The organism is Tenacibaculum singaporense, from assembly GCF_003867015.1.
In the GTDB taxonomy this organism is placed as follows: domain Bacteria; phylum Bacteroidota; class Bacteroidia; order Flavobacteriales; family Flavobacteriaceae; genus Polaribacter; species Polaribacter singaporensis.
This window is the reverse complement of record NZ_CP032548.1, coordinates 3,070,740-3,095,969: the sequence shown is the minus strand read 5'-3', so window position 1 is coordinate 3,095,969 and position 25,230 is coordinate 3,070,740. Positions and strand designations below refer to the sequence as shown.

Below are 25,230 nucleotides of genomic sequence, written 5' to 3'. Positions count from 1 at the left end.
TAGATTAAAAAGTTAAATTAACTCCTAAAGAATAGGTCTTTAAATTAGCTTGTCTTAAGTCTGACTGACCCGTAATACCAACTTCTGGGTCAAAGTTTAACTTGTCATCAAAAGTATAAGTTAGTAAGTTTGTTCCTGTTAAGTATAACCTCAATCCAGAAATACCAGCTTTACTTAAATATTCTTCAGGTACTGAATAACCAAATTGAATATTTCTTAACCTAATGTGGTCTCCGTCATATAAGAATCTCGTAGAACTACTTGTTGCATCTCTACCATTACCCCAAACAGGTTTTGGAGTGTCTGTTATATCTCCTGGTTGTTGCCAATAATCTAAAACGTTTGAGTTTTTATTAAAAGATAAAAATTCACCAGCATTATAAGTATAAAAAGCCCACCCGTCATATACTTGGTAGTTACCAGAATAATTCAACTGGAATGATAAATCAAAATTATTATATTTAAAAGTATTAGTCATAGATGCAATTATTTCAGGAACAGATTGGCCTTGAATAGCTCTTTCAGCTTCATTATAATCAGAAGTAACAGCTCCATCTTTACCATTTATATACCATTGTGGTTCACCATTATCAGGATTAACACCAGCCCATTTTCTGATATACCATGATCTTGCGTGTTCACCAACCCTTCTTATTTGTGTTCCATTTAAAATATCTTTACCTTCATCTAACTTAGTGATCTCGTTTTTGTTAGTACTGAAGTTAAAGTTAGTATCCCAAGAAAAATTGTCAGTTTGAATATTACTAGTGTTAAGGTTTACTTCAATACCACTATTTTCCATTTCTCCTATATTTTCAGTAATGACTGTAAAACCAGAAGTTGTAGATAAAGGTTTGTCTAATAATAAATCAGAAGTTGTTCTTTTGTAGTATTCAAGAGTACCTGTTATTCTACTGTTGAACATTCCGAAGTCTAAACCAACATTGAAAGGTTTGTTTAACTCCCATCTTAAGTCTGGATTAGCAACTTGGTTAGGGAAACTTGTTCCTTGACCATTGTAGTCTCCAAAACCATATAAGCCTAGACCATCAAAGTTACCAATACCTGCAGAATTACCATTAACACCATAACTTGTTCTAAGTTTCAATGAGTTTATGAAGTTATCTCCAAAAAATGCCTCATCAGAAATAGACCAAGCGAAACCAGCTGCCCAAAAATTACCATATCTGTTATTAGAACCAAACTTTGAAGAACCATCTCTTCTAAAACTAAAATCAAAGAAATATTTATTTTTAAAATTATAATCAATTCTAGAAAACACAGAAAGGAAAGAGTTTCTTGTACCAAAAGAACTTGCCTCAGTTGGTTTAGATGTCAATTGTAAGTTCGTTAGCTTATCAGTAGCATAGTTTTCACCTGATGCGTTAATTTGATACCTGTCATCTTGCTGAATTTCATAACCCAACTTAAGTTTAAAGTTATTATCATCATTTATATCAAATGAGTAATTTAATTGGTTAATCCAGTTGTAATTATATCTTCTAGTGTAATAGGCACTAGCTGAACCGTTTACGTTTCTACCTGCCCCAAAATCAGGATTATAGTACTGTTCTTCTTCAAGAGCTATATATTCAGCTCCAAAAGATGAATTAAACTCTAAATTATCTATAATTTCATATGTAATATCTGTCTTTCCAAATACTTTAGTAGTTTTTAAAGTAGTAAAATTTCTTTCAAATAAAGCTACAGGGTTATATGTTGAAAAAAACGATAAATTATATGTGCCATCTTCATTATAAACAGGATAGTTAGGAAGTAAAAAATATGAAGCTAACTCAGGGTTCGCAAAAGATCCTCCATCGTCTGGACCATTTAACTTAGAATGTGAAGCATTAATATTAAATCTGATGCTTAGTTTATCAGTAGCCTTATGTTTTAGGTTTAAAGCAGTTGAAACTCTAGTCAAATCAGAAGTCTTTATTAGACCTTCTTGTTCAAAGTAGCCTAAAGAACTATAAAAAGTTGTTTTTTCATTACCTCCATTAGCAGAAAAATTAATTTTTTGACTAGTGGTTTTGTCTCTATGAGTTTCCTTATACCAGTTGGTGTCAGTCACTCCGTCCCATGCCCATGGTAAACCAGTGTTATATATTCCTTCACCAGATCCAGCTCCAAAAGCATTGTCTAATGCAGCAATAGTATATTGTTTTAATTGAGCAGAAGTCATTGCATTATCATCATACAATGTTTCATCTCCAATTCCATATTCTGAACTAACAGTAAATTTTGTTTTTCCTGCCTTTCCAGCTTTTGTCGTTATAAGTATAACACCATTAGCAGCTCTTGATCCATATAAAGAAGCAGAAGAGGCGTCTTTCAATACACTAATAGATTCGATATCGTTAGTGTTAATACTAGAAAGGATGTTAGATGTAGTTTGTAATCTAGACAAATCACCAGTTAAAATTGGAACACCGTCAACTACATATAAAGGAGCTGAACTAGCATTAATAGATCCAATACCTCTAATACGTACGTTTGTAGCTGCACCTGGTTGACCACTTGTAGCTGAAACTTGAATACCAGGAGCAGATCCTTGTAAAGCTTGATCTAAAGAGGCAACATTTGTTTTTTCTAGAACTTCAGACTTTACTGTAGTAACAGAACCCGTGATAGATTTTTTGCTCTGGGTACCATAAGCTACAACAACAACTTCATCTAATACATTATCCCCTTCTAAAACAACCGAAATTTGATTAGAAGTTCCAATAGTTCTCTCAGCAGATTTCATACCAACAAAACTAAAAACTAAAACGTCTCCTGTTTTTGCTTGGATAGAATAGTTTCCATCAAAATCTGTTTCCGTACCTTGAGTGGTACCTTTTTTTAAGATAGTAACCCCCGGTAATGGACCAGATTCATCTGAAACAGTACCAGAAATTGTTCTTTCTTGTGCAAAGGATATTTGCACAATTAACGCTAGGAGTAGCGTTAAAATTCCATTAAACTTTGTTCTCATTATGTAATTATTTGAATTAATTAAGCGCTAAAATCATAAATATATCTTAAATAAACAATTTTTTAACACAAAAGAAGTTTATTTTTAGACTAGACATAGGTATTACTTGCGTTAATTAAAGAAGTGTTACTAAAAAATGTTTATAAAATATTTAACATTAGAAAAGCTAAAGAATGACCAATAGTAAGTCGTCTGTTGTTGTAAGGTCTTGTAATTTAAGATTTTATAAGGTTGATAAGATCTTCTTCTTTGTCAGTTTTTAGGTTTTTATGTTTCTTTTTATCATATTTTTTATTAAGTAATTTTAGTATTTTCTTTTTAGATTTTGGTAATTCAATAAGTTCACCATCTTTCAGTATAAATTTTTTAGATTTTTTTTCAACTTTATTAACATACAGTCCTAAGCTTGATGAAGAAGGAATACTTTTTTTCTTTAGATTATACAGTTCTATAAGTTTGAAAGTATTGCTGAATTTATAGATTAATCGATAGTAATTATTTTCATGGTTTAATATCGAAGGCACAAATTTCATTTTATTAATAAAGACAGAAGATACTTGATCTTTTTTTAAAAAGAAGGTTGTGTTGTCTATAATATATTCAAACCTTTTGTCATATATGTTGTAGTTACAAGTATTGAAAACGTAGTCTTTATTGTCTTTGGTAACTACTCGACATTTTTTCCAATCTTTACTGAGGTAATATTGGCCAGTTGCATTTTTGTAATAGTCGGTGCTATTTTTGTCTGAAACCTTTGCCATGGCAAAATATTCCATGTTATTATTAAAAACACCATTTTTAAAATTTAGGTTTCTTGGGTTAGTGCCAGCAGATGTGTTCCAATTTTTTGTTTGAGAAAACAAAGAGAATTGAGATATTATTAAAACTAGAATAGCAATTACTTTTTTCATACATGATTATTTAATAGTTAAGTTTTTTGTTTTTGTGAGTTAATCAGTCTTTTCATTTAAAATGAAATAAAACTGTTTTGGTTAGTTTAGTATGGCAGGTCTTTTATAAGAGCATTTAGGTTCAGGATAAAACAGGGATTAATTACAAAGTCAATTTTTAAAAACTAAAGATAAAAAAAAAGCTGTTAGTGTGCAAACTAACAGCTTAATTTTTAGTGGGTTATTTTTTTTAGTTTAAATCCCAGAATAACTTTGTTGTTTTGAAATTACCACCAATAGCGGCTCCAGCGGCAGCGTTGTTTTCGTTGTTAAGCTGTGCTTGAACTACAGGGTAGGTAAATCTTGTAGGAATGTCGCTAAGGCTCATTCCTGTAGGAGCATTTAAAGTTGGAGCATCAAATATTCTCCAAGTTGTCCATCCTTCAAAACCGTTGTTATACATTGCAATCCATTTTTGAGTAGCAATTTTTTGTTTCCAGTCTCCGGCAGCTGTTGGATAAGCTACACTTGCCTGAGCTAAATATGTTGTAGCATCAGTTGCTGAACCTTGCCACTCTAAGATAGATTGTGTAATTCCTTCATTGTAGTAACCTTCAGTAGTATTAGAAACTGTATACCCTCTGGCTGCAGCTTCTGCTAATAAAAAGTTTACTTCAGCAGCAGTTATGATGTTACCTGGTAAGTCTGGAGTTTTCATTAAGTCAGAAATAGCTGAACCTCCAGTTGGAGAGTTAGCACTACCGTAAGTACCACCCACATAAACACCACCTAATTGCTCGAAATAAGATCCTAATCTAGGGTCGTTTAATGGGTTCATTGCGTCAACAAGAGTGTTTGCAGCAATATAATCAGTACGTCCACTTTGTACTAAGTCTACCCATAGTGGGTTAGTGTTAGGGGCAGCTTCTAAGTACTTAATACCAAAGTTATCAGCATTAGCTAAGATAAGGCTTGCAGACGCAGCTTCTTCAGCTTTTTGCTGTGATAATGTAGGATTGCTATCAGCTAAACGCATTGCTAATCTTAACTTTAAAGATACAGCTGCTTTTAGCCATTTAGACATGTCTCCTTGGTAAATAGGGTCTTGTGTAGCTTCAAATCCATTACCAGTATTTATGTTGCTTATTACATTGTCAAGTCTAGTTAATAAGTCGGTATAAATAGTAGCGGCATCATCGTATACAGGTGTTGGGTTGTTTGTGTCTAAAGCTTCGGTATAAGGCACGTTACCAAATGTATCAACCAATACAGAGTATGCGTACACTTGAATAAAATCAATTTGAGCAAGTTTTGCTGGTAAATGTTGTGAAGCTACTGGATCGCCTTCAGCTTCTTTTGCAGCTAGTTCTTTAGCACCTTTTAAATCTTGTAAAACATCTCTGTACATAGTATTCCAAATGCTTCCTCCAATATCCCTTGTTACTTGGTTGTATTGACTTTCATCCGGGTATGTTGTTTGAGCAAAGTATTGAGCGTACAGTCTAAAAACATTATTATTTACACTCGTTGAGTTCATTAAGTCAAACATGTTTCTAGTACCATTGGTAAATAAACCGCTAGCAGGAACTGTTGTAGGGTTTTTTGTATCTATATTTAAGCCTTCATCTACCTCACATGAAGTAAAAACAAGGAATAAACTGATAGCTGATATTATATATTTTTTCATTCTATTTTATTTTAAAATTCAAAGTTTAAGTTTAAACCTATTGTTCTTAAAGTAGGGAAAGAACCAGATAAATAACCTTGAGCATTACCTGCACCTAAACCTGATTCTGGATCAGCAAAAGGAACGTTTTTATGAATAATCCATAAGTTTCTACCGATTAAAGATAGGTTCGCATTGCTTATAGCTCCATTAAATAAATTATCTACAGGTAGTTTATAGGTAAGAGCTAATTCACGTAACTTTACATAAGAAGCATCATAAATAGTTAAAGCAGCAGGGTTTCTGTCGGCATTACCCCAGTAGTATGCTCCTCCATAAAAATCTGCTCTTGCTCTAGTTGTGTTTGGTGTACCGTCTTCATAAACGCCTTCGTTTAGAATACCACCTCCAGCTGAAACAGGATCTCTTTTAGGGTTCCCTAACTCGTTTAAGCCTGCAGTGTAGTAAGGTAAACCAGTACCTTGTCCATAGTGAGTGTCTAGAGAGTAAACATCACCACCTTTTTGAATATCAATCAAGAAGTTTAAAGACAAATCTTTGTAGGTAAACGTGTTCGTGATACCTCCAGTCCAATCTGGGTTGATGTTACCAATAACTTGGTCTGCTACAGCTTTGTAATACCCATTAGAATCTACAATCTTCTGACCGTTGTCGTGGTATTTAAATCCTGTACCTCTAATTGTTCCGTATGGTTGACCAATAGTAGCATTGATAGAAATACCTCCTTGGAACGAGTTTAATACTAAGTTTGTTTGATCTCCGTATAGTTCAATAACCGAGTTATCATTTTTAGCCCAGTTTACACCGATATCCCATTTAAAGTTATCAGTAGAAACAGGGGTTGCTTTTAGTCCAAGCTCAAATCCTTTGTTTTGCATAGTACCAGCGTTAACCCATCTTTGAGAGAAACCTGTTGCTGTTGTTGTAGATACAGGCATTAACTGATCTTCAGTTCTTTTTCTATACCATGTGAAGTCAAATCCTAATCTACTGTTGAAAAGTCTTGTTTCTAAACCAAACTCTATTTCATTAGTTCTTTCAGGAACTAAGTCAGCGTTTTGTTTTGTTCCTGGGAAAGAGAATAAAGCTGAGCTACCAAAGTTATTTAAAACTGTGTATGTGTCAAAAATATTATTAGCAGGTAAATCGTTACCAACTTCTGCATAACCTCCTCTAATCTTACCAAAGCTAAGCCAAGTAGCATCTTTTAAAAATTCAGAAAAGATGAAACTAGAACTTACTGCGAAATAGTTGTATCCATTGTTTTTAGCAGGTAAAGCAGAAGATATATCATAACGATCTGTAAAGTCTAAGAAAAGCATGTCTTTGTAGCCTAAGTTAGCTTGTACATAATAACCGTTTACGGCCTTTTTAGATAAAGTTTCAACAGGTTTTGGATTTGGATTAGCAGAGTTGCTTAAAGAATATAATCCAGGAATAGTTAAACCACCAGCAGTTGATTGGTGTAAGTAGTCATAGCTATCTCTTCTTATGTTCATACCTAGTACACCCGTTAATGTAAGGTCTTCAGTTAAATCTTTATTAAAGTTAAGCATGAAATCGTAGTTGTATTCAGAAAAACGTATGTCGATTCTGTCATATCCAGAAGCTTCATCATCTCCTAAAATACCAAATGGAGTTGCTACCGAGCCATTAGCTCTTCTTTCTTCTCTTAATTCAGAATAAGTATCTACAGATGCTTTTACTGTTGCATCTAACCAATCAGTTATAGAGTAGGTAGCGTTAACGTTTCCTACGAAACGGTTTCTTCTGTCTGTTTGGAAGTTTTTATAACGTGTCCAATATGGGTTGTCCCAATAGTGTGGTTGTAATGCAGACCCACCAGAAACACCGCTAGTAGGTAAACCAGCTTCACTGTTCCAAGAGTAATTTTTACCAGTTTGATTAAAGATGTCTCTTTGTTCATCTATGTCAACATTAACTTGCCACCATTGTCTAAATTGAGACATTAAGTTGTCGCTATAACCAGTAGAGTTTCTTCCTCTTGTTCTTTGCGCAATAAAGGTAGCATTAGAACCAACATTGAATTTATCTGATATTTTTAATGTACCATTAACATTAAAAGTGTTTTTGTTGATTTTTGAATTAGGCAACATACCTGTTGCATCGTAATTAGTATATCCTAATCTATACGTACTTCTTTCATTACCTCCTGTAAAAGAAACAGAATTATTGTATTGAAAAGCAGTTTCAAAAAATTCAGCAGGAGTTGCTTTACCAGCTACATAAGGAGTTGCTTTTTGGTAATTTCTGTGTTCAGGAACAAAAGCATCCCATTGATACACTAGTCTACCGTCTAATGGAGCGCCATAAGAAGCATCGTCATATGTTGGAACAACTAAATCAGCTACCCCATCACCGTTGGCATCAATGTCTTCAAAGTATCCAGTACTTCCGTAGTACGGTCCGTAACCAGCACCATATTCATCTTGGTACTCTAAGAAGGTACTCTTGTCTATAGTTCCTATTGTTGTACTTGAACTAATAGAGATTTTAGACCTCCCTTGTTTTCCTTTTTTAGTTGTAATGATTACTACACCGTTAGCACCACGTGAACCATAAATAGCAGATGCAGCAGCACCTTTTAAAATGTTGATAGATTCAACGTCGTCAGGGTTGATATCTGAAGCTGCGTTACCATAGTCATAACCTTTACTACCTCCAGCTTGTCTTGCAGAGTTATTAATTCTGTTAGACATTGGAATACCATCAATAACAAATAAAGGTTGGTTGTTGCCAGTGAATGAGCTTACACCACGAATTAAGAAGTTGGCAGATCCACCAAAGTTATTGTTTGCTTTAATTTGAACACCGCTTACTTTACCACTTAAAGAGTTAACAACGTTGTTAAGCTTAACAGTAGATACTTCTTTACCACCTACTTCTTGTGATGCGTAACCAAGTGATTTTTTTTCTCTTTTTATACCTAAAGAGGTTACTACAACTTCATCTAGAACATTGTCACTGGTCATAGAAATGTTGAAAGAGTTAGAGGTTCCAACTGTTTTTTCAACAGTTTTCATTCCTACGAAACTAAAAACCAGAATATCTCCAGTTTTTGCTTTGATAGAAAATTTCCCATCAAAGTCTGTTTCTACTCCAGAGGTAGTTCCTTTTATTAATACATTAACTCCAGGTAGAGGACCTGTTCCGTCAGAAACAGTACCTGAAATCATTTTTTCTTGCGCAAAGGATACTTGCACAATTAACGCTAAGAGTAGCGTTAATATTCCATTAAACTTTGTTTTCATTATGTAATTATTTGAATTAATTGAGCCAAAAATCATAAATAAAACTTAAAAAAACAAGGTATTTGTTAAATAATTCTAAAAACAAGTGGTTGTTTTGGTGTAAAGCCTGATTTTTTTGTTTGTTTTTTGGTGAATGTTTATGTTTTTAACGTATTAACTGTGTTTTTGTTTTGGGGTAATGATGTTGGATGTGGTTTGAGGTTGGTGCTTTTGATGAGTTTTTTTGAGGTTTGTTAAAAATAACTCCTTGATATTTGAATAAATAGAAAATTATCGTACATTTGCACACTCTTAAAATTAGAGTAATTTAAGTACAAATTAAAAACAAGTAATAATTTAGTATGCCAACTATTCAACAATTAGTTCGTAAAGGAAGAGCCAAAATAACTAAGAAGAGTAAATCGGCTGCTTTACAAGCATGTCCACAAAGACGTGGAGTTTGTACGCGTGTGTATACCACTACACCTAAGAAACCTAACTCAGCGATGCGTAAGGTTGCAAGGGTGCGTTTAACAAATGGTAATGAAATCAACGCGTATATTCCAGGTGAGGGGCACAACTTGCAAGAGCACTCGATAGTATTAGTTAGAGGTGGAAGGGTAAAAGATTTACCAGGTGTTAAATATCACGTGGTACGTGGAGCATTAGATACTGCAGGAGTTGAGGGTAGAACCCAACGTAGATCTAAGTACGGTGCAAAACGCCCAAAAGACAAAAAGTAAAAATTAATTAGTAACTTTTTTAATGTAAAGACATGAGGAAAAGAAGAGCTAAAAAAAGAGTTTTGTTACCGGATCCAAGATTCAACGATCAATTAGTTACACGTTTTGTGAATAACTTAATGTGGGACGGTAAAAAATCTGTAGCGTTCAAAGTGTTTTACGATGCAATGGATATCGTAAACGAAAAGAAAACTGACGAAGAAAAGTCGGCTTTAGAAGTGTGGAAAGATGGTTTATCTAACGTGATGCCTCACGTAGAAGTTCGTTCTCGCCGTGTTGGTGGTGCAACTTTCCAAATTCCAATGCAAATTCGTCCAGACCGTAAGGTTTCTATGGCGATTAAATGGATGATTTCTTATGCGCGTAAGCGTAATGAAAAAACAATGGCACAACGTTTAGCTGCTGAGATTTTAGCTGCTGCTAAAGAAGAAGGAGCTGCTGTTAAGAAAAGAGTTGACACTCATAAGATGGCTGAAGCAAACAAAGCATTCTCACACTTTAGATTTTAATAAGAAATGGCAAGAGATTTAAAATATACAAGAAATATCGGTATTGCTGCTCATATTGATGCTGGTAAAACAACAACAACTGAGCGTATCCTTTTCTATACAGGGGTGTCTCACAAAATTGGAGAGGTTCACGATGGTGCTTCTACAATGGACTGGATGGAGCAAGAAGCTGAAAGAGGTATTACAATTACTTCTGCAGCAACTACTTGTACATGGCAATTCCCAACAGAAAATGGAAAACCAACTGCTGATGCTAAAGGATACCATTTTAATATTATTGATACTCCAGGTCACGTTGACTTTACCGTAGAGGTAAACCGCTCATTACGTGTATTAGATGGGTTAGTGTTCTTATTCTCTGCAGTAGACGGAGTTGAGCCACAATCTGAAACTAACTGGCGTTTAGCTGATAACTATAAAGTACCTCGTATCGGTTTCGTTAACAAAATGGACCGTCAAGGAGCGAACTTCTTAGCAGTTTGTCAGCAAGTAAAAGACATGTTAAAGTCTAATGCAGTGCCAATCGTATTAAACATTGGTGATGAAGCAGATTTTAAAGGAATTGTTGATTTAGTTAAAAACCGTGCTATTGTATGGCATGATGATAACTACGGATCAACTTTCGATGTTGTAGAAATTCCAGAAGAATTAAAAGAAGAAGCTCGTGAGTTACGTGGTAAGTTAATCGAAGAGGTTGCTGCTTATGACGAAAACTTATTAGAGAAGTACATGGAAGATGAAGATTCAATTACAGAAGAAGAAGTGCACGCTGCATTAAGAGCTGCTGTAATGGATATGTCTATCATTCCAATGGTATGTGGTTCTTCATTCAAAAATAAAGGTGTTCAGTTTTTATTAGATGCTGTATGTCGTTATTTACCTTCTCCAGTAGATAGAGATAATATCGTAGGAACTAATCCTGATACTGGTGAGGAGGAAACACGTAAGCCAGATGCAAAAGCACCATTTTCAGCTTTAGCATTTAAAATTGCTACAGATCCTTTCGTAGGACGTTTAGCATTCTTCCGTGCTTATTCTGGTCGTTTAGATGCAGGTTCTTATGTGTTGAACAACCGTTCAGGTAAAAAAGAACGTATTTCACGTATTTACCAAATGCACTCTAACAAGCAAAATGCTATCGACTTTATTGAAGCTGGAGATATTGGAGCTGCTGTAGGATTTAAAGATATTAAAACAGGAGATACCTTATCTGATGAAAAGAATCCAATTGTTTTAGAATCAATGGATTTTCCAGATCCAGTAATCGGTATTGCTGTTGAACCAAAAACTAAGGCTGACGTTGATAAGTTAGGTATGGCTTTAGGTAAATTAGCAGAGGAAGATCCAACATTTACTGTAAAAACAGATGATGCTTCAGGTCAAACTGTAATTTCAGGAATGGGTGAGTTACACTTAGATATTATTGTTGACCGTTTAAAGCGTGAGTTTAAGGTTGAAGTAAATCAAGGACAACCACAAGTAGAGTACAAAGAAGCTTTAACAGCTACTGCAGATCACAGAGAGGTTTATAAGAAACAATCTGGTGGACGTGGTAAGTTTGCTGATATTGTATTTACTATGGAGCCTGCTGATGAAGGTGTTACAGGATTACAATTTGAGTCTATTATTAAAGGTGGTAACGTTCCTAAGGAATTTGTGCCTTCTGTAGAGAAAGGATTCAAAGAGGCAATGAAGAATGGTCCTTTAGCTGGTTACGAAATGGATTCGATGAAGATTACTTTAAAGGATGGGTCTTTCCACCCTGTAGATTCTGATCAATTATCATTCGAATTAGCTGCTAAGTTAGGTTATAAAGCTGCTGCAAAAGCTGCAAGAGCTGTAATCATGGAGCCAATGATGAAATTAGAAGTGTTAACACCAGAGGAGAACATGGGAGATATCGTTGGGGACTTAAACAGAAGAAGAGGACAAGTAAACGATATGAGCGATCGTGCTGGATCTAAAGTAGTAAAAGCAATCGTTCCTTTATCAGAAATGTTTGGATATGTTACTTCTTTAAGAACATTATCTTCAGGTAGAGCAACTTCTACTATGGAATTCTCTCACTATGCAGAAACTCCAAGTAACATTTCAGAAGAAGTAATCGCAAACGCTAAAGGTTAATTAAGATGAGTCAAAAAATTAGAATAAAGTTAAAATCTTACGATTATAATTTAGTAGACAAGTCTGCTGAGAAAATCGTAAAGACAGTAAAGAGTACTGGTGCTGTAGTAAACGGACCAATTCCTTTACCAACAAATAAAAAGATTTTTACAGTTTTACGTTCACCACACGTAAACAAAAAATCAAGAGAGCAATTTCAATTATCTGCTTACAAAAGATTATTAGATATTTATAGTTCTTCTTCAAAAACTATTGATGCGCTAATGAAACTTGAGTTACCAAGTGGAGTTGAAGTTGAGATCAAAGTATAAGTAAATCAATAACTTTCGGTTTAATTTTGTTAAGCCGAAAGTTTTTTATACTTTTGCACACCGAAATTTTAGTTTTCGGAGTGTGGAAATTTCTGAAAAGTATTCAGAAATGACATGTCCTGAGGGTTTCGCGAAGGAAAAACGGTAAAACAAATTCAAAGGGTGAAGATGTTTTTCGCTCTTTTTTTTGAGAAATTCGAAGGAAAACAAGAAACATTTGTTTCAAAAAATTATTTTATTAATAGACGCGCTGGATAAATTAAAATCTATCGTCTGAAAATTAACAAATATGTCTGGGTTAATAGGAAGAAAAGTAGGAATGACCAGCTTATTCGATGAAAACGGGAAAAATATTCCTTGTACTGTAATCGAAGCAGGTCCTTGCGTTGTTACCCAAGTCAGAACCGAAGAGGTTGACGGCTATAACGCGTTACAACTTGGTTTCGATGACAAAAAAGCAAAAAGCTCTAACAAGGCTTTAGATGGTCACTTTAAAAAAGCTGGTACATCTGCTAAAAGAAAGGTCGTTGAGTTCCAAGGATTCGAAGGTGAGTACAAATTAGGTGACTCAATTACTGTTGAATACTTTGCTGAAGGGGAATTCGTTGATGTATCAGGAGTTTCTAAAGGTAAAGGTTTTCAAGGTGTTGTTAAACGTCATGGTTTTGGCGGGGTTGGACAAGCAACTCACGGTCAACATAACCGTTTAAGAGCTCCAGGTTCAATTGGTGCAGCATCATACCCTGCAAGAGTATTCAAAGGAATGCGTATGGCAGGTCGTATGGGTGGAGACAAAGTAAAAGTTCAAAATTTAAGAGTTTTAAAAGTGGTTGCAGATAAGAATCTTATCGTTGTAAAAGGAGCAATTCCTGGTCACAAAAACTCTTATGTAACTATCGAGAAATAATGAAAGTAGCAGTATTAGATATTACAGGAAAAGATACTGGTAGAAAAGTTGAACTTTCTAACGAAGTATTCGGAATTGAGCCAAATGATCATGCGATTTATTTAGATGTAAAGCAGTATTTGGCTAATCAAAGACAAGGTACTCATAAATCGAAAGAAAGAGCTGAGATTGCTGGTAGTACAAGAAAGATAAAAAAACAAAAAGGAACTGGTACAGCTCGTGCGGGTAGTATCAAGTCTGGTGTTTTTAGAGGTGGTGGACGTATGTTTGGTCCAAGACCTAGAAACTATTCTTTTAAGTTAAATAAAAACTTAAAGCGTTTAGCACGTAAGTCAGCTTTAAGTATTCAAGCAAAAGAAAACAATTTAGTGGTTGTTGAAGACTTCAATTTTGAAGCTCCAAAAACTAAAGAGTTTATCAATGTATTAAAAGCTTTAGAATTAGACGCTAAAAAGTCTTTATTCGTATTAGGTGAAGAAAGTAAGAATGTTTACTTATCATCTCGTAACTTAAAAGGTTCTAAAGTAGTAGATGCTTCAGGTATTAACACGTATAGCGTTTTAAATGCTAATAAAGTGGTTATTTCAGAAAGCTCTCTAGAAGGAATTGAGTCTAATTTAAGTAAATAGGGAACAAGATGAGTATTTTAATAAAACCTATTATTACAGAAAAAGCTACAAATGATAGCGAGTTAAACAACCGTTATACATTTGTTGTAAATAAAAAAGCTAACAAATTAGAAATCAAAGGAGCTGTAGAAGCTGCTTATGGTGTAGCGATTGAGTCTGTAAAAACAATGAATTATCCAGCACAAAGAAAAACTAAATACACTAAAAAAGGTTTAGTTACTGGATTAACAGGTGGATACAAAAAGGCAATCGTTCAGTTAGCTGAAGGAGAAACTATTGATTTTTATAACAATCTTTAAGAAAAGACAGAATGTCAGTTAGAAAATTAAAACCAATAACACCAGGTCAGCGTTTTAGAGTTGTAAATGGGTTCGACACCATTACTACTGATAAGCCGGAGAAATCTTTATTAGCTCCGAAAAAACGATCTGGAGGTCGAAACAACCAGGGTAGAATGACTACACGTAACATCGGTGGAGGTCATAAACAAAAATACCGTATTATCGATTTTAAAAGAGATAAGCAAGGTATTCCTGCAACAGTAAAAACTATCGAGTACGATCCAAACCGTACTGCATTTATTGCATTAGTTAGTTATGCTGATGGTGAAAAACGTTATGTGATTGCACAAAACGGATTAAAAGTAGGTCAAACAATCATTTCAGGAAAGGAAGTAGCTCCAGAAGTAGGGAACGCTATGTATTTAAGTGAAATTCCTTTAGGAACTACAATTTCTTGTATTGAGTTACACCCAGGTCAAGGAGCTGTTATGGCTCGTTCTGCTGGAGCTTTTGCTCAGTTAGTTGCAAAAGAAGGTAAGTATGCAACTGTTAAATTACCTTCTGGAGAAACAAGATTTATCTTATTAACTTGTATGGCTACAATTGGAGTAGTGTCTAACTCAGACCACCAATTATTAGTTTCAGGTAAAGCAGGTAGAAGTAGATGGTTAGGAAGAAGACCAAGAACAAATGCAGTAAGAATGAACCCAGTTGATCACCCAATGGGAGGTGGTGAAGGACGTTCTTCTGGAGGGCATCCAAGATCTAGAAACGGTATTCCTGCTAAAGGATTTAAGACTAGATCAAAGACCAAAGCTAGTAATAAGTATATCGTAGAACGTAGAAAGAAATAATAAACCATGGCAAGATCATTAAAAAAAGGACCTTACGTTCACTATAAGTTAGAGAAAAAAGTGTTAGCTAACGTAGAAGCAGGTAGTAAGTCAGTTATCAAAACTTGGTCTAGAGCAAGTATGATTACTCCTGATTTCGTAGGGCAAACAATTGCAGTTCACAACGGACGTCAGTTTGTACCAGTTTACGTTACTGAAAACATGGTAGGTCATAAATTAGGCGAATTTTCACCAACACGCTCATTTAGAGGACATGCTGGTGCAAAAAATAAAGGTAAAAAATAGTAGGAAATTATGGGAAGTCGTAAACATAACATGGCAACACAGTTAAAAGAAGCTAGAAAGTCTAGAGCTTTCGCTAAATTAACTAATTGTCCTACATCACCAAGAAAAATGCGCTTGGTAGCAGATTTAGTAAGAGGAGTAGAAGTTGAAAAAGCTTTACAAATCTTAAAGTTCAGTCCAAAAGAAGCATCACGTAACTTAGAAAAGTTATTATTATCAGCTATTGCTAACTGGCAAGCTAAAAATGAAGATGCAAGCATTGAAGATGCTGGATTATACGTAAAATCAATTTGTGTTGATAGCGCAGGTATGTTAAAAAGGTTAAGACCAGCTCCACAAGGTCGTGCACACAGAATTCGTAAGCGTTCTAATCACGTAACTTTAGAGTTAGGAACTAAAAATAACAGTAATTAATCAAAGTAGAAATGGGACAAAAGACAAATCCAATAGGAAATCGTTTAGGAATTATCAGAGGATGGGAATCTAACTGGTATGGTGGAAATGACTACGGAGATAAGATTGCTGAAGATGATAAGATAAGAAAGTATTTATATGCTAGATTATCTAAGGCAAGTGTATCAAGAGTTATTATTGAGCGTACTTTAAAACTTGTAACCGTTACTATCACTACTGCACGTCCAGGTATCATTATTGGTAAAGGAGGTCAAGAGGTAGACAAGTTAAAAGAAGAGCTTAAGAAAATTACTGGTAAAGAAGTTCAAATTAATATTTTCGAAATCAAGCGTCCAGAATTAGATGCAAAATTAGTTGCTGCTAGTATCGCACGTCAAATTGAAAATAGAATTTCTTACAAGCGAGCTACTAAAATGGCAATTGCTGCTGCAATGAGAATGAATGCTGAAGGAATTAAAGTTCAATTATCAGGTCGTTTAAACGGAGCTGAAATGGCACGTTCTGAGCATTACAAAGAAGGAAGAATTCCTCTTTCTACCTTCAGAGCAGACATCGATTATGCACTTGTTGAATCACATACTACATACGGAAGAATCGGTGTGAAAGTATGGATTATGAAAGGTGAGGTTTATGGAAAACGTGAATTATCTCCATTAGTTGGACTATCTAAGCAAAAAGGTAGTGGAAACAAAGGTGGTGGTAAACGTCAACCTCGCAGAAGAAAATAATTTTTAAAAGAAATTAACAATGTTACAGCCAAAAAGAGTAAAATACCGTAAGGTACAGAAGGCGAAAGGAAATATGAAAGGTAACTCTGGTAGAGGTACTCAACTTTCTAACGGAATGTTTGGTATCAAATCATTAGACCAGAACTTACTTACCTCTCGTCAAATTGAGGCAGCTCGTATTGCGGCAACTCGTTATATGAAAAGAGAGGGGCAACTTTGGATTAAAATTTTCCCAGACAAACCAATAACAAAGAAACCGTTAGAGGTACGTATGGGTAAAGGTAAAGGTGCACCAGATCACTTTGTAGCAGTTGTAAAACCAGGTAGAATTTTGTTCGAAATTGGTGGAGTACCAATGGAAGTAGCAAAAGAAGCTTTACGTTTAGCAGCGCAAAAACTTCCTGTAAAAACGAAGTTTGTAATAGCAAGAGATTTTGATTATAACGCTTAATTCTATTAGATCATGAAACAATCAGAAATTAAAGAATTATCAACAGCTGACTTACAAGAAAAGCTAGGGGCGTTGAAGAAAAATTATACTGATCTTAAGATGGCTCACGCCATAACTCCATTGGAAAACCCATTAGAGTTACGTAGCTTAAGAAAAACTGTAGCAAGAATTGCTACAGAGTTAACTAAAAGAGAATTACAATAATTCTAGTCAGTTTTAAAGATGGAAAAAAGAAATCTTAGAAAAGAGAGAATCGGTGTAGTATCTAGCAACAAAATGGAGAAATCTATCGTAGTTAGCGAGGTAAAAAGAGTAAAGCACCCAATGTACGGAAAGTTCGTATTGAAGACTAAGAAGTACGTTGCACATGACGAGAATAACGATTGCAACGAAGGTGATACTGTAAGGATCATGGAAACACGTCCTATGAGTAAATCTAAGCGTTGGAGATTAGTAGAAATCCTAGAAAGAGCTAAATAATATGTTACAGACAGAATCAAGATTAAAAGTCGCAGATAACACTGGAGCAAAAGAAGTTTTAGTGATTAGAGTTTTAGGAGGAACAAAAAAGCGTTACGCTAGTGTTGGAGATAAAATTGTAGTTTCAGTAAAATCTGCAACTCCAAACGGAACTGTAAAGAAAGGTCAAGTATCTCGTGCAGTTGTTGTTCGTACTAAGAAAGAAGTTAGACGTAAAGACGGATCATATATCAGATTTGATGATAATGCTTGTGTACTTTTAAATCCTTCAGAGGAAATGAGAGGTACTCGTGTATTCGGACCTGTGGCTCGTGAATTACGTGAGAAACAATTTATGAAAATAGTATCATTAGCACCTGAGGTGTTATAAAATCAGATTTTAAAATGAAAAAATTTAAAATTAAATCAGGAGATACTGTTAAAGTTATAGCAGGAGATCACAAAGGATCTGAAGGAAAAGTTTTACAAATTCTTAAAGATAAGGATAGAGTAGTAGTAGAAGGTGTAAACATGGTGTCTAAACACACTAAGCCAAGTGCCGCTAATCCTCAAGGTGGAATTGTAAAAAAAGAAGCTCCATTACACATATCAAACGTAGCTTTAACTGAAAATGGTGAAGCTGTAAGAGTTGGATATAAAGTAGAAGGAGATAAGAAAGTAAGAGTGTCAAAAAAATCAGATAAAGCAATATAACAATGAGTTACGTACCAAGATTAAGAGAAGAGTACAAGAGCAGAGTTATCAAAGCTCTTACTGATGAATTTGGTTATAGCAATGTAATGCAAGTGCCTAAATTACAAAAAATCGTTGTAAGTAAAGGTGTTGGAGCTGCTATAGCAGATAAGAAATTAATAGAATACGCTATTGATGAGTTAACTACTATTACTGGTCAAAAAGCAGTACCTACAATTTCTAAGAAAGACGTTGCAAACTTCAAATTACGTAAAGGAATGCCTATTGGAGCAAAAGTTACGTTAAGAGGAGACAAAATGTACGAATTTTTAGATAGATTAGTTACAGCTTCTTTACCACGTGTAAGAGACTTTAACGGTATCAAAGCAAATGGTTTTGATGGTAGAGGTAACTACAATTTAGGGATTACTGAACAAATCATCTACCCAGAGATTAATATTGATCAAGTGAAAAAAATTAGTGGTATGGATATTACTTTTGTAACATCTGCAAACACTGATAAGGAAGCTAAATCATTATTAGGAGAATTAGGATTACCATTTAAAAAGAATTAATAAGATGGCTAAAGAATCAATGAAAGCGCGTGAGCGCAAAAGAGCTAAAATGGTTGCTAAGTATGCTGAAAAGAGAAAAGCTTTAAAAGAAGCTGGAGACTATGAAGCTTTACAAAAGTTACCAAAAAACGCATCACCAATTAGAATGCACAATCGTTGTAAACTAACTGGACGTCCAAAAGGATATATGCGTCAGTTCGGAATTTCACGTGTTACTTTCCGTGAAATGGCTAACCAAGGATTAATTCCAGGAGTAAAGAAAGCAAGCTGGTAAAATAGCTCTTTAAATACAAAATAAAGGTGTATAACTAAACAAAGTTGTACGCCTTTTTGTGCTTAATAAAAAGTTGTAATTAACACATACTTAAGCTTCATTTTTAAATTAAAATATACTTACAAAGACGTAATATTTTGATACTAAAAATGATAATCATCAAAAAGGTTTGATTTTCAAAAAGTTTATGTATATTTGCACTCTGTTTTTATAGGGTAAATTATGCCTTGTAAGTAAATACTAATAAAATGGTATAATGCCTACGAGATTTTACTCAAAAAACAATTAAATAAGTATTAACTGGTTTCAGGTTTAGTATTTACGTTGATAAGATAATAATGCTAAAAACCAAAACCGAAAATTAATTAACTATGTATACAGATCCAATCGCGGATTTTCTTACTCGAGTGAGAAATGCTATTGCAGCAAATCACAGAGTAGTTGAAGTTCCTGCTTCAAAGTTGAAGAAGGAAATGACGAAGATTTTGTTCGATCAAGGTTACATTTTAAGTTATCAGTTCAATGACGATAAGGTTCAAGGAACAATCAAGATAGCTTTGAAATACGATCGTGATACGAAAGAATCAGTAATCAGAAAGATTCAAAGAATTTCAACACCAGGTTTACGTAGATACGTTGGCGCTAAAGAAATGCCAAGAGTATTGAACGGATTAGGTATTGCTATTGTTTCTACATCAAAAGGTGTAATGACAAACAAAAAAGCAAGACAAGAGAACGTTGGTGGTGAAGTATTATGTTACGTTTACTAAAAAACATTTTGTAAGATGAGTAGAATAGGAAAGAATCCAATCGCATTGCCACAAGGTGTTGAAGTAAAAGTAGACGGAAATGTGGTTACAGTAAAAGGAAAATTAGGAGAATTAACTCAAGAAATTAAGTCTGATATTACTGTAAAAGTTGAAGATGGTACCATTACTTTAGAAAGACCATCAGAAAGTAAAGATCATAGAGCAGCACATGGTTTATACCGTGCTTTAATCAATAACATGGTTGAAGGTGTTAGCAAAGGATTTACTAAAGAGTTAGAGTTAGTAGGTGTTGGTTATAGAGCATCTAACCAAGGACAAAAATTAGACTTAGCCTTAGGTTTCTCTCACAATATTGTAATAGATTTAGCTCCAGAAGTTAAGGTTGAAACAGTATCTGAAAAAGGTAAGAACCCAATCGTAAAATTAACTTCACATGACAAGCAATTAGTTGGTCAAGTTGCAGCAAAAATTCGTTCATTCCGTAAGCCAGAACCTTACAAAGGAAAAGGAATTAAGTTTGTAGGAGAAGTATTAAGAAGAAAAGCAGGTAAATCTGCATAATAAATAAGAGAAATTATTATGGCATTATCAAAGCTTGAAAGAAGACAACGAATTAAGCATAGAATTAGAAAGATTGTTACAGGTACAGCTGAAAAACCAAGGTTATCAGTTTTTAGAAGTAACAAAGAAATCTATGCTCAGTTAATCGATGACGTTGCTGGTGTTACATTAGCATCTGCATCATCAAGGGATAAAGAAATTACATCTAGTTCTAAAGCAGAAGCGGCTACAGCTGTAGGTAAAGCTATTGCTGAAAAAGCTGTAAAGGCTGGTGTTGATACTGTTGCTTTTGACCGTAACGGATATTTATACCACGGAAGAGTTAAAGTATTAGCAGACGCTGCAAGAGAAGCTGGTTTAAAATTTTAAGAAATTATATTATGTTAGGATATAAAAACGTAGAAAGAGTAAAACCAAGCGGATTAGAGCTTGTAGATAAATTAGTAGGTGTACAACGTGTTACCAAAGTAACTAAAGGAGGTAGAGCATTTGGTTTCTCTGCAATCGTAGTAGTTGGAGATGGTAATGGAGTTGTAGGTCACGGATTAGGGAAATCTAAAGATGTTTCTTCTGCAATTGCAAAAGCAGTAGAAGATGCAAAGAAAAATTTAGTACGCATTCCTATTTTAGACGGAACATTACCACACGAACAAAAAGGTAAATTTGGTGGGGCAAAAGTATTCATCAAGCCTGCTTCACACGGTACCGGGGTTATTGCCGGGGGTGCTGTACGTTTAGTATTAGAAGCTGTAGGTATTAAAGACGTATTATCAAAGTCTCAAGGATCATCAAACCCTCATAACGTAGTAAAAGCAACTTTTGACGCTTTATTACAATTACGTAGTGCTGCTACTATTGCTAAGCAAAGAGGTATATCTTTAGAGAAAGTTTTTAACGGTTAAAATTTAAGACGATGAGTAAAATAAGAGTTACACAAGTAAAAAGTCAAATCGGTCGCCTTAAAAATCAAAAAAGAACGTTAGAGGCGTTAGGTTTACGTAAAATGAACCAAACTGTAGAACATGAAGCATCAGCTACAATTTTGGGTATGGTAAGTAAAGTTTCACACTTAGTTTCTGTTGAAGAAATTAAATAAGACAATATAAAGATGAGTTTACACAACTTAAAACCAGCAGCAGGGTCTACAAAAAGCGGTAAAAGAATCGCTCGTGGAGAAGGTTCTGGTCACGGAGGTACCTCTACAAGAGGACATAAAGGAGCTAAATCTCGTTCTGGTTATTCTCGTAAAATAGGATTTGAAGGAGGACAAATGCCACTTCAAAGACGTGTGCCTAAATTTGGTTTCACTAACATTAATCGTAAAGAATATGTTGGTGTAAATTTAGACAAGTTACAATCATTAGTAGATAACGGAAAGATAACAGATACAGTTAATTTAGATGTTTTAGTAGAAAACAGATTGGCTCGTAAAAACGACTTAGTTAAAATATTAGGTGGTGGAGAGTTAAAAGCTAAATTAAATATAACTGTACATAAATTTACAGCATCAGCTAAAGCGGCTATTGAAGCAGCAGGAGGTGAAGCAGTAACATTATAAGAATTGTAAATGATGAATTTTATAAATACTTTAAAAGACATTTGGAAGATTGAAGAGTTAAAAGAAAAATTACTTTTAACCTTAGGTTTAATCGCTGTTTACCGTTTTATGGCAGCAGTTCCATTACCAGGAATTGATCCTACTCAGTTATCAGCATTAAAAGACAGTACTGACAGTGGACTTTTAGGTTTATTAAACGCATTTACAGGTGGGGCATTTGCTAGAGCGTCAGTAATGGCACTTGGTATAATGCCTTATATTTCTGCATCAATTGTGGTTCAGTTAATGGGTATTGCGGTACCATATTTACAGAAATTACAAAAAGATGGAGAAAGTGGACGTAAGAAGATTACGCAAATAACAAGATGGCTTACGATTGCTATTACGTTGTTTCAAGCACCAACCTATATTGGAGTAATCCAAAATCAAATGGGATTACCGCAAGAAGCATTCTTAGTAACAGGAGCAACATTTTGGATATCATCTATCATTCTTTTAAGTGCAGGAACAATTTTTGCAATGTGGTTAGGAGAGCGTATTACTGATAAAGGAGTTGGTAATGGAATTTCATTATTAATTACCGTTGGTATTATCGCAAACTTCCCAGCAGCATTTATTCAAGAATTAGTTTCTAAGCAAACTGCAGGTGCTGGAGGAATTATGATGATTTTAATCGAATTAATAGTTTGGTTTGTAGTAATCTTGTTAACCGTATTATTAGTTACAGCAGTACGTAAAGTAGCCGTTCAATACGCACGTCGTACAGCAGTTACAAACATTAAAGATGTTGATGGCGCAAGACAGTACATTCCTTTAAAATTGAATGCAGCTGGAGTAATGCCAATTATTTTTGCACAGGCTATTATGTTTTTACCAATAGCATTGGGGCAAAAATATCCAGCATTAAACAGTTTAACTGATATTAACGGCTTATGGTATAACGTTATATTTGCTTTATTAATTATTGTCTTTAGTTACTTTTATACAGCTATTACTATTCCAACGAATAAAATGGCAGAAGACTTAAAGAGAAGTAATGGTTTTGTTCCAGGTTATAAACCAGGTGAAGAAACAGCTAATTTCTTAGATTCAGTATTGTCGAAAATTACATTACCAGGATCTATCTTCTTAGCAGCTTTATCTATTTTACCAGCAATCATTGTAAAGTTTGGAGTTACTCAAAACTGGGCAATGTTTTATGGAGGAACATCATTAATCATTATGGTAGGAGTTGCAATAGACACTATTCAGCAAATAAACTCGTATTTATTAAACAGTCGTTATGATGGTTTAATGAAAACAGGTAACAGTAACAGAAAATCATTAAAATAATATGGCTAAACAACCAGCAATTCAACAAGACGGAACCATTACAGAAGCATTATCAAATGCAATGTTTCGAGTAGAATTAGAGAACGGACATATTGTTACGGCTCACATTTCAGGAAAAATGCGTATGCATTATATTAAACTATTACCAGGAGATAAGGTAAAGTTAGAAATGAGCCCGTATGATTTATCAAAGGCAAGAATTACTTACAGATATTAAAAACACACACTGATGAAAGTAAGAGCATCATTAAAGAAAAGAAGTGCCGACTGCAAAATTGTACGCAGAAAAGGCAGATTATATGTAATTAACAAAAAGAATCCTAGATTTAAACAAAGACAAGGGTAGTTATGGCAAGAATCGCAGGTATAGATATTCCAAAGAATAAAAGAGGTGTTATCGCTTTAACTTACATCTTTGGTATAGGAAGAAGTAGAGCTAAAGAGATTTTAGCTGCTGCTAATATAGATGAAAGTATCAAAGTTCAAGATTGGACTGATGATCAAATTGCAGCAATTCGTGAGCAAGTTGGAACTTACACTATTGAAGGTGAGTTACGTTCTGAAGTTCAATTAAGCATTAAACGTTTAATGGACATCGGATGTCAAAGAGGTATTCGTCACAGACTTGGTTTACCATTACGTGGACAAAGAACAAAGAATAACTCTCGTACAAGAAAAGGTAAGAGAAAAACTGTAGCTAACAAGAAAAAATAATCATTGATTATTTTTTACTAATAGTAAAGAATTATGGCAAAGTCTAAAGTAACAAAAAAACGTAAAGTTGTAATAGAGTCAGTTGGTGAAGCACACGTAACTGCATCTTTCAACAATATTATTATTTCTTTAACAAACAAAAAAGGTGACGTTATTTCTTGGTCATCTGCAGGGAAAATGGGCTTCAGAGGTTCTAAAAAGAACACTCCTTACGCAGCTCAGTTAGCAGCAGAAGATTGTGCAAATGTTGCTAAAGAAGCAGGTTTACGTAAAGTAAAAGTGTACGTTAAAGGACCAGGTAACGGTAGAGAGTCTGCAATCAGATCTATCCACAATTCAGGTATCGAGGTAACAGAAATCATTGATGTTACTCCAATTCCTCACAACGGATGTCGTCCACCTAAAAGAAGAAGAGTATAAGTTGAATTAATTCAACTTATACTTTATTTAGCGTACTTTTGTGCGCAGAAAATTAAGTATTTTAACACAGTAGGATTTAAAGATTATCGAAGGAGTACGCCTTAATTCATAATCCCTACTAATTTTTATTAGAAATGGCAAGATATACAGGACCAAAAACTAAGATTGCTCGTAAATTTGGCGAGGCAATTTTCGGAGACGATAAGAACTTCGAAAAAAGAAATTACCCTCCAGGACAACATGGAGTTGGTAAAAGAAGAGGTAAAAAATCTGAATATGCAATCCAGTTAATGGAAAAGCAAAAAGCTAAATATACTTATGGTATTTTAGAGCGTCAGTTCCGTAACCTTTTCAAAAAAGCATCAGCTTCTCAAGGAGTAACAGGTGAAATTTTATTACAATTATGTGAATCTCGTTTAGATAACGTAGTATACCGTTTAGGTGTTGCAAATTCACGCAGAGCTGCACGTCAGTTAGTATCTCACCGTCATATTACTGTAAATGGTGATATCGTTAACATTCCATCATTTAGATTAAAAGCAGGAGATGTAGTAGCTGTTAGAGAAAAGTCTAAATCATTAGAAGCTATTGAAAATGCTTTAGCGGCAAATAGCAATGTTTACGAGTGGTTAACTTGGAATGCAGATCAAAAATCAGGAACATTTGTAAAAGCTCCAGAAAGATTACAAATCCCTGAAAACATTAAAGAGCAATTAATCGTAGAATTATACTCTAAGTAATAAATTAATCATATTGGTATTTGGCCAAAGGGTTTATTCGTATTTCTTCACACTTATAAACCGCGCAACTAAATAACAATTAAAACGAAG

The 25,230-nt window shown here is 34.5% G+C and carries 34 protein-coding genes; 30 read left to right on the top strand and 4 right to left on the bottom strand.

Translation table 11 applies throughout. From position 1 onward, the window contains the following. Window positions 1–4 precede the first annotated feature (4 nt). The 4 genes from D6T69_RS13895 to D6T69_RS13880 form a co-directional block, all read right to left on the bottom strand. Window positions 5–2,980, bottom strand: coding sequence for a SusC/RagA family TonB-linked outer membrane protein (locus D6T69_RS13895; protein ID WP_125068423.1), 2,976 nt, complete (start codon window positions 2,978–2,980; stop codon window positions 5–7). Window positions 2,981–3,195: 215 nt separating this feature from the next. Next, the gene (locus tag D6T69_RS13890; RefSeq protein ID WP_125068422.1) at window positions 3,196–3,891 is read right to left on the bottom strand and encodes a hypothetical protein; all 696 of its coding nucleotides are present in this window, start codon (window positions 3,889–3,891) and stop codon (window positions 3,196–3,198) included. Window positions 3,892–4,120: 229 nt separating this feature from the next. Continuing rightward, a complete protein-coding gene (locus D6T69_RS13885) occupies window positions 4,121–5,557 on the bottom strand; it encodes a SusD/RagB family nutrient-binding outer membrane lipoprotein (protein WP_125068419.1) in 1,437 nt (478 codons plus the stop codon). An 11-nt stretch (window positions 5,558–5,568) separates the two neighbouring features. Continuing rightward, window positions 5,569–8,829, bottom strand: coding sequence for a SusC/RagA family TonB-linked outer membrane protein (locus D6T69_RS13880; protein WP_125068418.1), 3,261 nt, complete (start codon window positions 8,827–8,829; stop codon window positions 5,569–5,571). 341 nt (window positions 8,830–9,170) lie between these two features. Here D6T69_RS13880 and rpsL point away from each other — a divergent pair, with 341 nt between their 5' ends. From rpsL to rpsD, 30 genes are all read left to right on the top strand, one after another. Then, window positions 9,171–9,551, top strand: coding sequence for a 30S ribosomal protein S12 (rpsL, locus tag D6T69_RS13875; RefSeq protein WP_028890722.1), 381 nt, complete (start codon window positions 9,171–9,173; stop codon window positions 9,549–9,551). A gap of 32 nt (window positions 9,552–9,583) precedes the next feature. After that, window positions 9,584–10,060, top strand: coding sequence for a 30S ribosomal protein S7 (gene rpsG / locus D6T69_RS13870; protein WP_028890723.1), 477 nt, complete (start codon window positions 9,584–9,586; stop codon window positions 10,058–10,060). Window positions 10,061–10,066: 6 nt separating this feature from the next. After that, complete coding sequence (fusA, locus tag D6T69_RS13865) at window positions 10,067–12,184, top strand: elongation factor G (protein WP_125068416.1); 2,118 nt, start codon at window positions 10,067–10,069, stop codon at window positions 12,182–12,184. A gap of 5 nt (window positions 12,185–12,189) precedes the next feature. Further along, window positions 12,190–12,495, top strand: coding sequence for a 30S ribosomal protein S10 (gene rpsJ, locus D6T69_RS13860; protein ID WP_024740605.1), 306 nt, complete (start codon window positions 12,190–12,192; stop codon window positions 12,493–12,495). Between the two features lie 289 nt (window positions 12,496–12,784). Continuing rightward, window positions 12,785–13,402 (top strand): 50S ribosomal protein L3, encoded by a 618-nt coding sequence (gene rplC, locus D6T69_RS13855; RefSeq protein ID WP_125068414.1) that lies wholly within the window; start codon window positions 12,785–12,787, stop codon window positions 13,400–13,402. After that, a complete protein-coding gene (gene rplD / locus D6T69_RS13850; protein ID WP_047789834.1) occupies window positions 13,402–14,031 on the top strand; it encodes a 50S ribosomal protein L4 in 630 nt (209 codons plus the stop codon). The genes rplC and rplD overlap by 1 nt, the downstream gene beginning before the upstream one ends. Window positions 14,032–14,039: 8 nt before the next feature. Continuing rightward, the gene (rplW, locus tag D6T69_RS13845; protein ID WP_047789833.1) at window positions 14,040–14,330 is read left to right on the top strand and encodes a 50S ribosomal protein L23; all 291 of its coding nucleotides are present in this window, start codon (window positions 14,040–14,042) and stop codon (window positions 14,328–14,330) included. 11 nt (window positions 14,331–14,341) lie between these two features. After that, window positions 14,342–15,166 (top strand): 50S ribosomal protein L2, encoded by an 825-nt coding sequence (gene rplB / locus D6T69_RS13840; RefSeq protein ID WP_047789832.1) that lies wholly within the window; start codon window positions 14,342–14,344, stop codon window positions 15,164–15,166. Between the two features lie 6 nt (window positions 15,167–15,172). Further along, complete coding sequence (rpsS, locus tag D6T69_RS13835) at window positions 15,173–15,451, top strand: 30S ribosomal protein S19 (protein ID WP_028890729.1); 279 nt, start codon at window positions 15,173–15,175, stop codon at window positions 15,449–15,451. Between the two features lie 9 nt (window positions 15,452–15,460). Next, window positions 15,461–15,865: a 50S ribosomal protein L22 gene (rplV, locus tag D6T69_RS13830; protein WP_028890730.1), complete on the top strand. Its 405-nt coding sequence runs from the start codon at window positions 15,461–15,463 to the stop codon at window positions 15,863–15,865. Window positions 15,866–15,876: 11 nt separating this feature from the next. Beyond that, window positions 15,877–16,593 (top strand): 30S ribosomal protein S3, encoded by a 717-nt coding sequence (rpsC, locus tag D6T69_RS13825; RefSeq protein ID WP_125068412.1) that lies wholly within the window; start codon window positions 15,877–15,879, stop codon window positions 16,591–16,593. Between the two features lie 19 nt (window positions 16,594–16,612). Then, window positions 16,613–17,044 carry a 50S ribosomal protein L16 gene (gene rplP, locus D6T69_RS13820; protein WP_047789830.1) on the top strand — a complete coding sequence of 144 codons (432 nt, stop codon included), beginning with the start codon at window positions 16,613–16,615 and terminating at the stop codon, window positions 17,042–17,044. Between the two features lie 12 nt (window positions 17,045–17,056). Then, window positions 17,057–17,248 carry a 50S ribosomal protein L29 gene (gene rpmC, locus D6T69_RS13815; protein ID WP_028890733.1) on the top strand — a complete coding sequence of 64 codons (192 nt, stop codon included), beginning with the start codon at window positions 17,057–17,059 and terminating at the stop codon, window positions 17,246–17,248. 18 nt (window positions 17,249–17,266) lie between these two features. Further along, complete coding sequence (rpsQ, locus tag D6T69_RS13810) at window positions 17,267–17,524, top strand: 30S ribosomal protein S17 (protein WP_028890734.1); 258 nt, start codon at window positions 17,267–17,269, stop codon at window positions 17,522–17,524. 1 nt (window position 17,525) lies between these two features. Further along, on the top strand, window positions 17,526–17,894 hold the full coding sequence (gene rplN / locus D6T69_RS13805; RefSeq protein WP_047789829.1) for a 50S ribosomal protein L14: 369 nt from the start codon (window positions 17,526–17,528) through the stop codon (window positions 17,892–17,894). A gap of 14 nt (window positions 17,895–17,908) precedes the next feature. Beyond that, window positions 17,909–18,217 (top strand): 50S ribosomal protein L24, encoded by a 309-nt coding sequence (rplX, locus tag D6T69_RS13800; RefSeq protein WP_125068409.1) that lies wholly within the window; start codon window positions 17,909–17,911, stop codon window positions 18,215–18,217. Between the two features lie 2 nt (window positions 18,218–18,219). After that, window positions 18,220–18,771, top strand: coding sequence for a 50S ribosomal protein L5 (gene rplE, locus D6T69_RS13795; RefSeq protein ID WP_125068407.1), 552 nt, complete (start codon window positions 18,220–18,222; stop codon window positions 18,769–18,771). A gap of 4 nt (window positions 18,772–18,775) precedes the next feature. Continuing rightward, window positions 18,776–19,045, top strand: coding sequence for a 30S ribosomal protein S14 (rpsN, locus tag D6T69_RS13790; protein WP_028890738.1), 270 nt, complete (start codon window positions 18,776–18,778; stop codon window positions 19,043–19,045). A gap of 371 nt (window positions 19,046–19,416) precedes the next feature. Then, entirely contained in the window at window positions 19,417–19,815 is a 399-nt protein-coding gene (gene rpsH / locus D6T69_RS13785; protein WP_047789826.1) for a 30S ribosomal protein S8, read from the top strand. Window positions 19,816–19,830: 15 nt separating this feature from the next. After that, complete coding sequence (gene rplF / locus D6T69_RS13780; protein ID WP_047789825.1) at window positions 19,831–20,376, top strand: 50S ribosomal protein L6; 546 nt, start codon at window positions 19,831–19,833, stop codon at window positions 20,374–20,376. Window positions 20,377–20,394: 18 nt separating this feature from the next. Further along, window positions 20,395–20,745: a 50S ribosomal protein L18 gene (gene rplR, locus D6T69_RS13775; protein ID WP_047789824.1), complete on the top strand. Its 351-nt coding sequence runs from the start codon at window positions 20,395–20,397 to the stop codon at window positions 20,743–20,745. 8 nt (window positions 20,746–20,753) lie between these two features. Further along, entirely contained in the window at window positions 20,754–21,278 is a 525-nt protein-coding gene (gene rpsE, locus D6T69_RS13770) for a 30S ribosomal protein S5 (RefSeq protein WP_125064354.1), read from the top strand. 11 nt (window positions 21,279–21,289) lie between these two features. Beyond that, window positions 21,290–21,472 (top strand): 50S ribosomal protein L30, encoded by a 183-nt coding sequence (rpmD, locus tag D6T69_RS13765; RefSeq protein ID WP_047789822.1) that lies wholly within the window; start codon window positions 21,290–21,292, stop codon window positions 21,470–21,472. Between the two features lie 12 nt (window positions 21,473–21,484). Then, window positions 21,485–21,934, top strand: a complete 450-nt coding sequence (gene rplO / locus D6T69_RS13760) for a 50S ribosomal protein L15 (RefSeq protein WP_047789821.1) — start codon at window positions 21,485–21,487, stop codon at window positions 21,932–21,934. A gap of 12 nt (window positions 21,935–21,946) precedes the next feature. Continuing rightward, window positions 21,947–23,266 carry a preprotein translocase subunit SecY gene (gene secY / locus D6T69_RS13755; RefSeq protein ID WP_125069317.1) on the top strand — a complete coding sequence of 440 codons (1,320 nt, stop codon included), beginning with the start codon at window positions 21,947–21,949 and terminating at the stop codon, window positions 23,264–23,266. 1 nt (window position 23,267) lies between these two features. Continuing rightward, window positions 23,268–23,483 carry a translation initiation factor IF-1 gene (infA, locus tag D6T69_RS13750; protein WP_024740627.1) on the top strand — a complete coding sequence of 72 codons (216 nt, stop codon included), beginning with the start codon at window positions 23,268–23,270 and terminating at the stop codon, window positions 23,481–23,483. A 12-nt stretch (window positions 23,484–23,495) separates the two neighbouring features. Next, entirely contained in the window at window positions 23,496–23,612 is a 117-nt protein-coding gene (gene ykgO, locus D6T69_RS13745) for a type B 50S ribosomal protein L36 (RefSeq protein ID WP_010181906.1), read from the top strand. 2 nt (window positions 23,613–23,614) lie between these two features. After that, window positions 23,615–23,980 (top strand): 30S ribosomal protein S13, encoded by a 366-nt coding sequence (gene rpsM / locus D6T69_RS13740; protein ID WP_125068405.1) that lies wholly within the window; start codon window positions 23,615–23,617, stop codon window positions 23,978–23,980. A gap of 33 nt (window positions 23,981–24,013) precedes the next feature. Then, entirely contained in the window at window positions 24,014–24,400 is a 387-nt protein-coding gene (gene rpsK, locus D6T69_RS13735) for a 30S ribosomal protein S11 (protein WP_047789818.1), read from the top strand. Window positions 24,401–24,534: 134 nt separating this feature from the next. Then, window positions 24,535–25,140, top strand: coding sequence for a 30S ribosomal protein S4 (rpsD, locus tag D6T69_RS13730; RefSeq protein ID WP_125068403.1), 606 nt, complete (start codon window positions 24,535–24,537; stop codon window positions 25,138–25,140). The last annotated feature ends 90 nt before the right edge of the window (window positions 25,141–25,230 follow it).